A 13,453-nucleotide genomic window follows, 5' to 3' on the forward strand; every position below is an offset into this window, starting at 1 on the left:
AGAAAAAGCATTTGACAAGAGTTCAGCAGCATGATACGATGATGATATAAGATGCAATAACTATGATCTCATATACAATAACAGTCGTGAACTGATTATATCATCGCGTCTGTTTATGTGCAATAAAAAGAACCTGGCGGAAAAATCCAGGTTCTTTTTTGATGTTTCGACTACACCTGCTGTTACAAGCTCGCCTTAAATGTTGTTTTTCCTTCGTTCGCAGCCCTACCACGCATCAAATAGATTTCTAACAATCCGTCCTGATATTGGGCCCTCATCCCTTTTGAACTGACGGAAACCGGAAGAGCCAGCTTTCGATAAAAGGGGCCGTAGCTTCTTTCCCCTTGTGTACGAAGCCCCTGATGCTCATTCCCCTTGATGATCCCCTTGACCTCCAACCACCGTTGCTCGGAGAGAGTAATCTCCAGACTATCGCGATCGAAGCCCGGCAGTTCACAGGAAACAATGACCATTTGCTCTGATTGGAAGATATCCGAGACTGGGGAAAAATGCGAATCGTCAGCCTGCACGAATCGCATCGGTTTTTCCTTCGTCTTTTTTTTTCTCTTTTTCACGGGTGGTACAGTTGGCGCGGCGTCGGCGGCCGTTTTTTGTGCAGCTTGTTTATTAAGCGTCGCGATATTCTCCCAAAAGTTTGTATCCAGCACCTGTCCCATCTGGCTCAATGCTTTCCACGGGTGATCTGGGTTAAAACCGAGCTTGGACAAACTTTCGGATGCTTTTTGCAACTGCTTCATGGTCTCTTGCAGATTTTTCATCACGTACACACTCCCCTTCCCAGCAGAGGCAAGACAGTCTATGTATGATAGAATATGTGCTTTTGCCTGGGGGGTGTGCTCAAGATCATCCAGTTTGCCCAATGTCAGCACTATCTGTTGCCGGTGCAGGCGGGGCCAAAATATCTGGGGGTGGCATATTACTATCCGTCGGCGCAGGATTGAGTTCGCCATTGCCATCTGGAACAGTCGGTTGTGTTACAGGCTCCTGTTTCGGTTCTGGATTAGTTTTTGGTGTTGTCGCTGGTTTTTGTGTTTTTGGCTGTTCTTTTGTCCCTATTGTAGACTTAGAATTTGGAGCTGGTGTTCTCTTCTCCGCTTTCATTTCGACCTTTGCTACTTCTGCTACAGCTGCATCACTGAGCTGTTCGCCCGGTCCGGTTACACCCACTTCTGTTTGCAGGGCAGTTCGGACCGCTTGCATGTTCTCCCTCGGCCACAAGGAATAAGGAGAACTCCAGATCGCCCCATTATTCAAAGTAACCATATTGCTTGACGAAAAGCTGGCAAAATCGAGTGCCAATCCTTTTATTTGGTCTTTCGAGAGATCGGTTTTGATATGCTGACCAACGGTATCCAGTACAACTGTCAAACTCGATAATCCATCCATCGACATGCTCTTTTCTGCCACGGCACGAATAACCTGCTGCTGTCTGCGGTTGCGATCGAAGTCGCTGGAGTTGTAAGCGTCTCCACGTCTGTCGATGCGATGACGGACGAAGCCGAGTGCCTGCTCGCCGTTCAATACTTGTTTCCCTTTTTTCAAATTGCGGTATACACCTTGCTTCGGCAATTCGTATACGAGATCGCGATCTACGTCAACCGTAATGCCACCTAGCTTGTCAATGACCGCTGTGAAGCCTTCGAAATCAAGCTGTACATAATGCTCAACCGAGATCCCCAGCATGTGATTCAACGTTTTTTTGAGCATCGTCATGCCATTTTCTGTGACAGGCTTCCCTTTGATTTCCGCATCTTTCCTGATATTTTCCCCTAATGCAAATACTTCATTGACCTTGTGATAGCCTGGATAGCCTGGGATTTGAACACGGGTATCACGTGGCAACGAAACCATGCTCAGCTTTTGCGTAACCGGATTGGCGACTGCAACGATAAGGACATCTGTGTTCAACATGCCGATGTTTTTGCGCGTATCCACCCCGACGATGACAAAAGCAATTGATTTCTTTTGCTCGTACGGCTTCTCTACAGCGGGTTGATCCGGCAGCTTGTAAGGGTCTACCGTTACGACGTCCAGGGTCTTGTCTAACTTGTTGAGGGTGAGGCCTGCTCCTACGGCCAACAAACAGAGGAATAAGCAACCCGCCAAGAGCAGATACATCCGCTTGCTTCGCTGGCCACGCTTCATCCGTTTACCCGGCTGTTTTGCAGGAGCTTGAGGCTTGTCATTCTTGGCTTGCACGTTCGGTTCACTCCTTTTTCGTATCACGGGGTCCATAGTGCTTTTGGCTTTTTATTTTTCAATATATTCTGGAAAACTTCCGTCTCATTTTACCACAATCTTCCGTTAAAATGTAGAATCCTGCCGATTCAACTCGAGCGGTTTTCCCTCTGAGTTCTTGCACTTGCGAATCGAAACAGGTAGTCTAAAACTGAGGAAAATCGGATAGATGAATAAGGGAATCGGAGGGACTTGAGAGTGGAACACATACAGGTGCTGATCGCAGGTGGCGGCATCGCAGGGTTGTCCGCAGCAATATGGTGCCAACGATTAGGTCTTTCTTGTCTTCTTATCGAAAAAACGGATAGACTCGGCGGCCAACTGCATCACATTTACAACGAGATTACCGACTTTCCGCCCCTTGTATATGACCAGGGAGCTGCCCTTGTAAAGGTACTGATCGAACATCCTTTCATTCAGCAGCAAAACATACGATTCAACGAGACCATTCTTTCCATTGATCAGGAAACGAAACAGGTGACCACTTCGAAATCCGTTTATCGTGTCGACTATTTACTCATTGCTACAGGCGTTGGTTGGAATGAAATCCCTGCCCTAGCTGGTTGTCCGAGCGTCCTGTCGCCTTGGTTTTCTACAACTGCCCAAGCGCACACCATCGCCGGGCAAGATATCGCCGTAATTGGCGGAGGAGATCGCGCATTAGAGAGTGCTGCGAATTTGAGTTTGCATGCCCGACAGGTCTATCTGTTGGTTCGGAGCAAGAAGTGGCGTGCTCGGCCGGAGTGGCAAAAGAAAATCACAGGCCTCCCCAACATCCAAGTCCTGTGGGAAACACAAGTTAGCGACTATCAGGACGAAGAGGCACGGACTGTTTTGTCACTCACCTCTACGCGAGAAGGTAATCCGGAGACGATCGTAGTCGATTGGATTTTGCCACGAATTGGCGTTCATGGAAACACAACTGGTCTCAACGGCTTGGACACGTTTGGCGATGAGTATTTGCAAACCGATTCGTATCACCGAGTCAACTCTCCATGGATATACGCAGTCGGAGACGTGAGCAATGGTGCCGCTTATGCGAGTTTGTCTCTAGCAGTTGGTCAAGCGATGAAGGCGGTCAAACATCTTTCCTTGCAAATCCAAAACACCAAATCAATGAGCCTGTAGAAGGAGAGCATTGCATGTACGCTTTTAACGACGATTTCGGCTTACCTGTCAAGCTAACCTTTTCCCCAGAAGAATATCGTAACCACCAAGCCGGTCACGTGCTGATCTTTGCTTTTTATCAAGGTAAGCTGTTATTTACGCGCCATCGTAAACGCGGTGTGGAGCTACCAGGGGGAAAAGTAGAACCGGGTGAAAGCAGCCTGGCAGCAGCAGTGCGTGAGGTCTATGAAGAAACTGGCGCTATTCTGGAAGGGATTGAGCGCATCGGACAGTACACCATCGACGACTCGATGCGAAAAGACATTTATATCGCCAAGGTAGCGCATTATACAAACCAGCCAAGTGGCTCCGATGTGCTTGCCACCATTGTGTTTCCGGATATCCCGCGGGATGTAAAAGGCAATCAGGAGTTTAGTCGAATTTTGCAAGATGATGTGTATCCGCTCGCACTCGAACGAGCTTTGCGTCATCCATTCGCTGAGTCCTAGCCATCATAAACAGGCTTGTCCCTACCGCTCTCCGACATTGTATTCGGTGAGACTGACCGGCAGAGACAGCCTGTTTATTGTTTTTCCTTTTCCTTCTTTCCCGACAACACACGCTTGACGAGCTCATTTGGATCAAAACCATACCTTTCGATGGCTCTCTCACGTTGTTCCTCATGTACCGTTTCCGGTTCAATTCCCAATACCTCTGATAGTTGCCGCCACGCTTTCGTCTCGCTGTCTTTTGTCCCCTGTCCTTGCTGCTCGACCTGCTTGGGTTTCAAGAAAAAGATCGCAACTACTGCGAAAACGAGCGATAAACCTGCGATTGATAGAAACATGACCGTTCGGGAAATTCCGAGCAACCAGGTAAAAATAGGTGGACCAATCGCAACACCGATAAAACGGACACCGCTATACAAAGAAGTAATCATGCCCCGCTCTGTTTTTTGTACGGCCCCAACGATCATGGAGTTCAAGCACGGTAAAATCATCCCTGTCCCTACGCTGCCAATGACCAAAATGCCAATCAGGATATAAGCCCCTTGGACAAAGCTGGCCAGAACGTAAGACGTAGCCAACAAAAACATGCCGATTATCACAAACAGACGCATCAGCTTCAGCTTCTTTTTAATGATGATTCCTGTCACGTATGCCGCTATACTCATTACGAGTAAGGGAATCGCCAAAAAGAAGCCTTTGATGACACCATCAATCTTGTATTTTTCCTCCAATAAATCAGAGAGGTAAAACAGTACACCAAACAACGTGAACAAGCAGATGCTCCCTATAAAAAACGCGGGGACAAGCCATTTTCCATGCTGCTTGAACACTTGCGCGATCGAATGCATGTACTGCTTGACGGGGAGCGGCTTCTTCTCCTGTTTCTTTTCCTTGGTCAAAAATAAAAACATCAGGAGGACGACCCCACAAATCATCGGAAAAGCTAAAAAGACCATGTACCAAGAAATGAGAGCTAGCAAGGAGCCAATAATCGGACTTAATACTTTTCCCATCCCATTGGATGTCTCCAAGAGCCCCAATGCCCTACTCTCCGATGCGCCATCGAACAAATCCCCTACCAATGCCATCGCGATGGGGGCTGTTCCGGCGGCACCAATCCCCTGCAGGACACGCCCTCCCATGATGGCCATATAAGGTTGATCGATCCACAACGCGGCAAGCCCTGCGACCAAACCACCCAAACCATACAGGGCAAGGGAGAGGATAATGACAATTTTTCTCCCAAATCGATCCGACAAATAGCCGGCAAAAGGGATAACAATACCTGCTGCAATCGAAAAAGCGGTGATCAACAAGCTCGACTGTAAGGAAGTGAGCTTCATTTCCGTTTTCATTGTAGGCAGTACAGGGATCAGCATCGAGTTGCCCAGCACCATAACTAATGGAACCCCGACTAGCCCAATTAGGTTTTTCGCATTTTGTGCCATACGAAACTCCTTGTCTTACGCATAAGCGCTACCGTCCCAGCGCAACGCGTTAATAATCTCCCAGTCAGGTTCAATGCCTATTCCCACGCCACTGGGTAGCGTCACTTCGCCATTTATGGGGCGCAGCGGAAACAATTGTGTAAAGGGGTTCTCCATCACGTCCCATTCGACAGGCTCAATGGGATGGCTATCCATTTTGGTCCATGCTAACAAGCAAGCTTGTGCAAATAACGTATACAATCGTGCCAGCGAGCCATCAAAGGAATGCGGAGACACGCGATAACCAAACTGACGGGCCATTTGCAAATGTGTTCGATAATCGTCAATGCCCCCTGTATGCATCAGGTCAGGCTGTGCAATATCGATGGCCCCCTCCTTAAACAAGGGCAAAAACTGTGTGCAACGGATCAAGTTTTCTCCGCCAGCAAGCGGAATGGATAAAGACGAGCGAAGCTTGACATATTCGTTTGTACGATCCATAGGCATCGGCTCCTCCAGCCAAAGCCAATTGCCATAACGGGAAAAAAGCCCTGCCCACTTCCTTGCAGTCGCACAGTCGTAGCTCTGATTGGCATCTATTGCTACTTGAACTTTTTCGGGAAGCATATTCATCAGTTTTTCAATGTGCGTCTGATCCTCTTGAACAGAGCGCCCGCCAATTTTTACTTTCACCATCTTGAAGCCATCGTCTACTTGCTGGCTGACTTGCTTCCATGACTGTTGCATCCAGTCTTCTGTTTCACGGTAGGATTGGAGGGAGGCATATACCGGGATACCAGAATGAATCTGCCCTCCCCACAGTTGGCACACAGATAACCCGGCCGCTTTCGCCAAAATTTCCGTAAAGGCCATACTGACACCTGAAGCCGATCGCTGATGCCACTTTCCTATGACATCGACAATGGCTACTCTGTCATCCACCTGCTTCCCCAGCAAGTACGGAATAATGCGCTCACTAAAGCCCTTGTGGATCGTCGGTAGCCAATCGATAATTTCTCCCCAGCCATCTATTCCAGCCCGTGTGATAATCCGAATGAGATAGCTCGTTCGATAACGCTTATACCCATTCGCATCACCGTAAGCTTGCGATAGACGATGAAGAAGCGGATACGTCTCCACGCGCTCAATTTGCAGGTCTGCGCTCGCTACCTGATCACGAATAGTCATCCATGCCCTCTCGCTCTGCTTGCTCTCCCTCATAATCGTCATAGGAGAGGAAGTTTCCTTTCCCTTCTCCTTTTCTCATGTACTCCTCATATGTCCCGCTTCTCATAAAATGCACACTGTCCGGTCCGTGATAGCCCTCAATATCGGTATAACCGATCTCCTCTACGGCTTCTACAAAACCATCCGGCTCATTGCTCTCGATATACATTTCGTCGTAATCCGTTTTGTCGGGTCCCTGGTACGAAAAAGGCGTACTGGATGTCCCCCATGACTCGACAATTTGCCAAGCATCCTCACCGTCGAATCCGTTTTGTCCTTCTTTTTCATCTAAAGACGTACGTCCGAATGGTGGCTGCAAAAACTCCTCTTCAATCGGACGCGACTCATTGACTATTGGCGCTGGTGCGTGCTCCTTGCACGTTTGTGACTGTGGCAATGCTTCCAGTCGCTCCACAGGTATTTGCTCTCCACAGACGGTACACAGGCCGTAGGTGCCTTCCTCCATACGCTGTAGCGCTTGATCAATCTCTTTTAACGTCTCACGATCGAGACTGTCTAGAGCCAAATCTTTTTCCCGTTCAAACATCTCGCTGCCGATATCTGCCGGATGATTATCGTACATGGAGAACTCCTGCAAAGAGGTTGTCATCGGTTCTCTCATGCCATAATGGTCCTGTACGCGGTCTTCCAGTTCTTTTTTCTGTTCCAGCAGCTTTTCCCGGAAGCTGGCCACCATCTTTTGGTCCACGCTGTACACCACCTTTGTTTGGTTTCCTCAACAGGTAGTATGTCTTGGTCCCGAAGGAAATATGACCAACAAAACGGCCATGCCTTTTTGTTGGTCCGCATGCGCCATATCTACCTTTATGAAAAACATCGAGATGTTTTTCACCGCAAAAAACCTGCCACCCCCAAAGGGAATGACAGGTTGATCAACCGATTTTATTCTGTTACATGTGCGTAATGTTGTTCGACGACATCAGCACAACGTACGCAGAGCGACGCGTGCGACTCGCGAGTGCCAACATCAGGTTTTACTACGCGGCAACGCTCGCATTTTCCACCGTCTGCGGCAGAGACCACAGCAGCAATTCCTTCGAGTTGTACCGCTTCTGCCGGAGCAGACCCACTGTGTACATCCACGTGAGCCACGATAAACAGGTCAGCTAGATCGTCCATTGCTGCCAATGTTTTCGCAACTTCTTCCGTTTGTGGGTACAGAGCCAGCTTCGCATCAACGGAGTTACCGAACACCTTGTTGCGGCGCGCTTCTTCCATGGCTTTGAGAACCTCGTCACGGATCGCCAGGAACGCATCCCATTTGCTCTCTGCTTCTGCTGCAAAGCTGAGATGTTGTTCGTCGCCTTCTGGCATATCTGTCAACTGCACACTCTTCTCTTCCACGCCTGGAATGAACGCCCACACCTCATCTGCTGTATGCGGCAAGAGTGGAGCAACCAGCTTCACCAGACTGAGCAAGCAATCGTACATCACTGTCTGTGCAGCACGTCGTTTCAGACTGTCTGGTGCTTCTACATACAGGCGATCCTTGCAAATATCCAGATAGAATGCGGACAAATCAATCACGCAGAAGTTGTGAACCGCATGGAAAACGGTATGGAACTGATATTCATCGTATGCTTTGCGTGTACGCTTCGCGACTTTTGCCGCTTTCGCCAGAACATAACGATCCAGCTCTCCCAGCTCTTCGTACGCTACGCGGTCTGTTGCTGGATTAAATCCATCCAGGTTACCCAACAGGAAGCGGAACGTATTGCGGATTTTGCGGTACACCTCAGCGATCTGGTTCAGAATCGCATCGGAAATGCGCACATCAGCTTGATAATCAACAGAAGCTACCCACAGACGCAAGATATCTGCGCCCATCTTGTCAATAACTTGTTGAGGCACGATGACGTTACCAAGAGATTTGGACATTTTGCGTCCTTCTCCATCCAATGCAAAGCCATGGCTCAGGACGGATTTGTAAGGAGCTGTGCCATACACGGCAACCCCTGTCGAGAGAGAAGAGTTAAACCAGCCACGATACTGGTCAGAGCCTTCCAGATACATGTCAGCTGGCCAAGCAATGCCTCTTTCGCGCAAAACAGCCTGGTGGCTGGAACCGGAGTCGAACCAAACGTCCATAATATCCGTTTCTTTGCGGAAATCGTTGCAATCGCATTTGGTGCAAGAAAGCCCTTCTGGAACGAGCTCATTTGCTTCACGGGAGAACCATACTTTCGATCCTTCTTTGCGGAACAGATCAGCAACATGGTTGATCGTCGTGTCGTTAATGATCGGTTCGTTACATGCTTTGCAATAGAAGATTGGAATCGGTACACCCCAGACACGCTGACGGGAAATGCACCAGTCGCCACGATCCGCAATCATGTTAGCCAGACGAGTTTCTCCCCAATGCGGAATCCATTTTACATTTTTAATCGCTTCGAGCATTTGCGTACGGAATCCGTCGATCGATGCGAACCATTGCTCTGTCGCGCGATAAATAACCGGTTTTTTCGTACGCCAGTCATGTGGGTAAGAGTGCGTGAAGAAACTGAGCTTCAAGAGTGCTCCGTTTTCTTTCAGCTTTTCGGTAATCACTTTGTTGGCATCTTCATAGAATAGACCTTCAAAGCCTGGTGCTTCATTGGTCATTTTACCTTCGTGATCTACCGGGCAAAGGACACCCAAATTGTATTTTTGACCAACGTTAAAGTCATCTTCCCCGTGTCCTGGAGCAGTATGAACGCAACCAGTACCTGCATCCAGGGTTACGTGCTCGCCCAGGATGAGTGGAGACTTGCGATCATAGAACGGATGCTGCGTTTCTACACCTTCCAGCTCTTGACCTTTAAAGGTTGCAAGAATCTCTACGCCTTCCCAGCCAATTTCTTTGCTCGCAGCTTCAATCAGACCGTTGGCTACCAGGAATTTGCGGCCATCTACCTTCACGACGTTGTACTCGAGTTCAGGGTGCAAGCTGATTGCGAGGTTTGCTGGCAATGTCCACGGAGTCGTTGTCCAGATCACAACACCTGTCTCTATGTCCAGCTTGCCTTTTCCATCTGCTACTTGGAAGCTGACGTAAATAGAAGGAGAACGCTTGTCTTTGTATTCGATTTCTGCGTCAGCCAGAGCCGTCTCAGAAGACGGAGACCAGTATACGCAGCGCAGACCTTTGTAAATATAACCCTTCTTCGCCATTTCACCGAATACGCGAATTTGGTTGGCTTCATACTCAGGCAGGAGTGTTACATAAGGGTTTTCCCAATCTCCGCGAACGCCCAGACGCTTGAATTGGTCGCGTTGCTTATCGATATAGGACCAAGCATATTCTTCACAGCGCTGGCGGAAATCGTTCACTTCGATGCTACGACGATCCAGCCCTTGTGCATTGATAATCGCTTGCTCAATCGGCAAACCATGTGTATCCCAGCCTGGGATGTACGGCGCATAAAAGCCTGCCATGGATTTATAGCGAACGATGAAGTCCTTAAGGATTTTGTTCAGTGCGTGACCAATATGAATGTCTCCATTCGCATATGGAGGGCCATCATGCAAGACAAAAGACGGGCGGTCTTTTGTACGATCCAACACTTGTTGGTAAATATTTTGCTCTTCCCATACCGCTTGCATCTGTGGCTCGCGGCTTGGCAAATTTCCACGCATAGGGAACTCGGTTTTTGGTAGCGCTAAAGTTTTGCTGTAATCCATGGCCTGATTCACTCCTTAAATAAATAAAAGCCTTCACTCATCCCCTAAAAGGGACGAGAGAAAGCTCCCGTGGTACCACCCTGATTGAACAAACCCGTACGACAAAAAAGCCTGCATCGGATTCGTTCCACTTCACTCATTCGTAACGGGAATGACGCGCTCACTTACTCACCTGTTCAACCATCAAGGTTCACCGGTTTTCGGATATTGAACTCCCGGGTGATTTTCTGCGAAAGCAACTGGCCGGGTTTTCACCTTTTCCCGACTCTCTAGGCAGTGCTGGCTCACGTACTCTTCCCGTTCATCGTCAATGATTTGTGATTTATTTCAAAAAAGTTGTCTTTCATTATAATACCATCATTGCTCGAACGTCAATGATTTATTCAACTGTTACAGGAGAATCAACCTGTGGCTGTTCGATGCTGTCCCAGTCGCCATTCTCCAGCATTTCCAGTTGCGCTTCCAAAAGCGTCCGAAAGCGCATACGGTAAACAGAAGCACGTTTTTTTAATTCTTCGATTTCGATTGCGATTTTGCGCGACTTCGCCAATGCTTCATTGACGATTCGGTCTGCATTTTTCTCCGCTTCTTTTAGGATGAGCTGCGCTTCCTTGCGGGCATTGGACTTCACATCCTCTGCTGTCTCCTGCGCCACCAGAATCGACTTGCTCAAATTTTCTTCCAAACTCTTATAGTAATCTACGCGCTCATTTAGAATGGCTACGCGCTCTTCCTGTTCTTTTTTCTCTTTTATCAAGAGCTCAAAATCTTTGATCACCTGATCGAGAAATTCGTTCACTTCGTCAATGTTATACCCACGAAAGCCTGTGCTGAATTCCTTATTGTGTATATCCAACGGCGTTAATGGCACATGAACCCCCCACTTTTCCCGATAATTCGTCTCTAATCATTTCGACAGGATTAGCAGTGTTTCCTGCCGTATTTTACAATTTTTTGCGCCTTGGTCCATCTTATGTAACCAGTCCGACAATCATTCGAATTCGTCCGCTACGCGTTGGACCTGCTACCTCAAGAATTTTGAACCGACCATAGCCTGCAAGAGATACCATATCCCCCATCTGGAGTTGATAAGACGGGTCTTCGATTACTTTCCAGTTGATTTTTACTTTTCCCGCTCGAATTGGCACCAGGGCTTTTGCGCGAGACATATTGTGTACTTCTCCGATGATCGCGTCAATTCGACCTGATGGCACGGTGATTGTTTTTTCTACAAACTTGGGTGCAGGCGGTGTGAACGCCTCCCATGCTACCCGTTCAAACTGAACAGATGTCCGGTGAATTTGTGTCACCTGCGCACAGACAAAATCAGCAACTTCCTCTGCTACAATCGCATAGCTGCCCGCTGAATCTGTCAGCATATCTCCGAATTTCTCCCGCTTCATCCCGACACCCAGCATCGCCCCCATCACATCTCGATGCTCCAGCACATGAAAGCGCTGATCTGCCTTGATTGCCAATAAGGTAAGGCGATAATCATCAGGTTCGACCGGGAGGTACTCCGGATGGATGATAATACGAACTCGCTCGGCACCTTCGTATCCTCCATATGGAGAAACCTTCACATCTGTTACTTGTGAGGATAGACTCTGAAAAATCAGCAACTGCCTCGGGTCTACAAAATCAGTAAGGCGCATGGCCTGCTTCCGCTCTACTTGCGTCAGCATTTCCAGCGCCCGTTCAACAAAGGGACGTTCTTCTTTTGAAAAATGGTCAAATATGCTCATCGTTTCACTCGCCTAGAACATGATTTGTTCCAAAATGGCGTACAGGCCAGATTGGGCAAGACGCAGGGCAATCAATGCGACAATCGGGGAGATATCGATGAAGCCGAGCGGTGGGATAAACCGGCGAAATGGCGCCAAATAAGGCTCAACCAGTTTTTCCAGTAACTGACCGATCCCTGTACCTCTCATTTGAGGAACCCATGACATTAAAATGTAAGCAATAATCATGTATTGATATACCGTAAAGGCAAAATTTAAAATCGAAATGACAGCAGTCATTAGCTCACCCTTTTACATTCGTCTTAAATGGCTACTCTTCCAGCACACTGGAGATCGTACCCTGAATATCTACATGGTCAGGTGTGCACACGAAGATCGTGTCTCCGACCTTTTGGATATCACCGTTTAATGCATATACCGTCCCGCTCAAAAAGTCGATAATTCTCTTGGCTTGGTCTTTTTCCACGCGATGAAGATTGACCACAACAGGTCTACGATGACGTAGGTTGTCAGCGATATCCTGTGCGTCGCTGTAATGACGGGGTTCACAGAGAATCAAACGGATTCCCTCCTTTTCCCGTGCTTGAAACGGTACTACGTTGTTAGTTCGACTGATCGCTGGCTGGCGTTTGTGCGAGGACTCTTGCTCTTCTCTTTCCTCTTCCACCGTTGTTGTCTCTTCGATGTATTCCTCGTTTTCTAACCCCAGAAACCCCATCAATTTATTCATAACACCCATACTCTTCCTCCTCTCTTACTCCGTGGTTTGGTCTGCTTTCCTTTACTCCGGCTTGACCAATACCGATCCTAAACGAATATATGTAGCTCCCTCTTCAATGGCCACTTCAAAATCACTAGACATGCCCATGGACAGTTCTTCCACCTGTGCGTGCGGGAATGCCATTTCGTTAATCCGTTGCTTCCACTCATAGAGACCACGGAACACCTGTCTGGCTTCCTCTTGGTTTTCGACAACAGGCGCCATTGTCATCAATCCAACGATACTTATATGTTTCATATTACTGGTTTCGCGCAAAAAAGCCAATACGTCATTGGGACTAAGCCCAAATTTTGTCTCTTCACCGGATATATTGATCTGTAAAAAGCATTTTACGACATGATCCAGCGCTTCACCGCGTCGATTCAACTCTTGTGCCAAAGAAAGTCGATCCAGAGAATGGATGTACGGGAATTTCCCTACGACTTCTTTTGCCTTGTTCGTCTGGAGGTGCCCGATAAAATGCCAGATTCCTTTATTGCCGTGTAGTTCATGCTTGGGCAGGGCATCCTGCACGCGATTTTCCCCGATATTCTCAACTCCTACAGCGAGCAAGTCGCCAATAGCATCTGCGTCGACATACTTGGTTACGGCAATAATTTTTACTTCCTCACGCTTGCGGTTCGCCCGATCGCAAGCAGCCTGAATTCTTGCCTCGATGGATTGCAGTCGTTCTTTTAACAATTCTTGTTCCTTAGTCATAACGAACCCTTCCCTTTC

At 48.1% G+C, this 13,453-nt stretch carries 13 protein-coding genes and 1 other annotated feature; of the genes, 2 read left to right on the plus strand and 11 right to left on the minus strand.

Annotated features, from left to right (window positions below; genetic code table 11):
• Nucleotides 1–182: 182 nt before the first annotated feature.
• Nucleotides 183–779 (minus strand): Hsp20/alpha crystallin family protein, encoded by a 597-nt coding sequence (locus BBR47_RS19085; protein ID WP_041749522.1) that lies wholly within the window; start codon nt 777–779, stop codon nt 183–185.
• A gap of 85 nt (nt 780–864) precedes the next feature.
• Nucleotides 865–2,220, minus strand: a complete 1,356-nt coding sequence (locus BBR47_RS19090) for an LCP family protein (RefSeq protein WP_015892072.1) — start codon at nt 2,218–2,220, stop codon at nt 865–867.
• 237 nt (nt 2,221–2,457) lie between these two features.
• On the opposite strand from BBR47_RS19090, the gene BBR47_RS19095 reads away from it, so the two are divergent.
• Together BBR47_RS19095 and BBR47_RS19100 are read left to right on the plus strand one after the other, a co-directional pair.
• Entirely contained in the window at nt 2,458–3,387 is a 930-nt protein-coding gene (locus tag BBR47_RS19095; protein ID WP_015892073.1) for an NAD(P)/FAD-dependent oxidoreductase, read from the plus strand.
• 14 nt (nt 3,388–3,401) lie between these two features.
• Nucleotides 3,402–3,875: an NUDIX domain-containing protein gene (locus tag BBR47_RS19100; protein WP_015892074.1), complete on the plus strand. Its 474-nt coding sequence runs from the start codon at nt 3,402–3,404 to the stop codon at nt 3,873–3,875.
• 74 nt (nt 3,876–3,949) lie between these two features.
• On the opposite strand, the gene BBR47_RS19105 is transcribed toward BBR47_RS19100, so the two are convergent.
• From BBR47_RS19105 to BBR47_RS19145, 9 genes are all read right to left on the minus strand, one after another.
• A complete protein-coding gene (locus tag BBR47_RS19105) occupies nt 3,950–5,323 on the minus strand; it encodes an MFS transporter (protein WP_015892075.1) in 1,374 nt (457 codons plus the stop codon).
• 15 nt (nt 5,324–5,338) lie between these two features.
• Complete coding sequence (locus tag BBR47_RS19110) at nt 5,339–6,490, minus strand: mandelate racemase/muconate lactonizing enzyme family protein (protein ID WP_015892076.1); 1,152 nt, start codon at nt 6,488–6,490, stop codon at nt 5,339–5,341.
• Entirely contained in the window at nt 6,477–7,250 is a 774-nt protein-coding gene (locus BBR47_RS19115) for a TraR/DksA C4-type zinc finger protein (protein ID WP_015892077.1), read from the minus strand. Before BBR47_RS19115 ends, BBR47_RS19110 begins: the two co-directional genes overlap by 14 nt.
• Before the next feature lie 182 nt (nt 7,251–7,432).
• Nucleotides 7,433–10,210 carry an isoleucine--tRNA ligase gene (ileS, locus tag BBR47_RS19120; RefSeq protein ID WP_015892079.1) on the minus strand — a complete coding sequence of 926 codons (2,778 nt, stop codon included), beginning with the start codon at nt 10,208–10,210 and terminating at the stop codon, nt 7,433–7,435.
• A 46-nt stretch (nt 10,211–10,256) separates the two neighbouring features.
• Nucleotides 10,257–10,524, minus strand: a binding site (T-box leader).
• Between the two features lie 65 nt (nt 10,525–10,589).
• Nucleotides 10,590–11,081, minus strand: coding sequence for a DivIVA domain-containing protein (locus BBR47_RS19125; RefSeq protein WP_007717747.1), 492 nt, complete (start codon nt 11,079–11,081; stop codon nt 10,590–10,592).
• A gap of 100 nt (nt 11,082–11,181) precedes the next feature.
• The gene (locus tag BBR47_RS19130) at nt 11,182–11,955 is read right to left on the minus strand and encodes an RNA-binding protein (protein ID WP_015892080.1); all 774 of its coding nucleotides are present in this window, start codon (nt 11,953–11,955) and stop codon (nt 11,182–11,184) included.
• A gap of 12 nt (nt 11,956–11,967) precedes the next feature.
• Entirely contained in the window at nt 11,968–12,234 is a 267-nt protein-coding gene (locus BBR47_RS19135; RefSeq protein ID WP_015892081.1) for a YggT family protein, read from the minus strand.
• A gap of 31 nt (nt 12,235–12,265) precedes the next feature.
• Entirely contained in the window at nt 12,266–12,694 is a 429-nt protein-coding gene (locus BBR47_RS19140) for a cell division protein SepF (protein ID WP_015892082.1), read from the minus strand.
• Between the two features lie 42 nt (nt 12,695–12,736).
• On the minus strand, nt 12,737–13,435 hold the full coding sequence (locus BBR47_RS19145; RefSeq protein WP_015892083.1) for a YggS family pyridoxal phosphate-dependent enzyme: 699 nt from the start codon (nt 13,433–13,435) through the stop codon (nt 12,737–12,739).
• Nucleotides 13,436–13,453 lie beyond the last annotated feature (18 nt).

The sequence above is a fragment of the Brevibacillus brevis NBRC 100599 genome, from assembly GCF_000010165.1.
In the GTDB taxonomy this organism is placed as follows: Bacteria; Bacillota; Bacilli; order Brevibacillales; family Brevibacillaceae; genus Brevibacillus; species Brevibacillus brevis_D.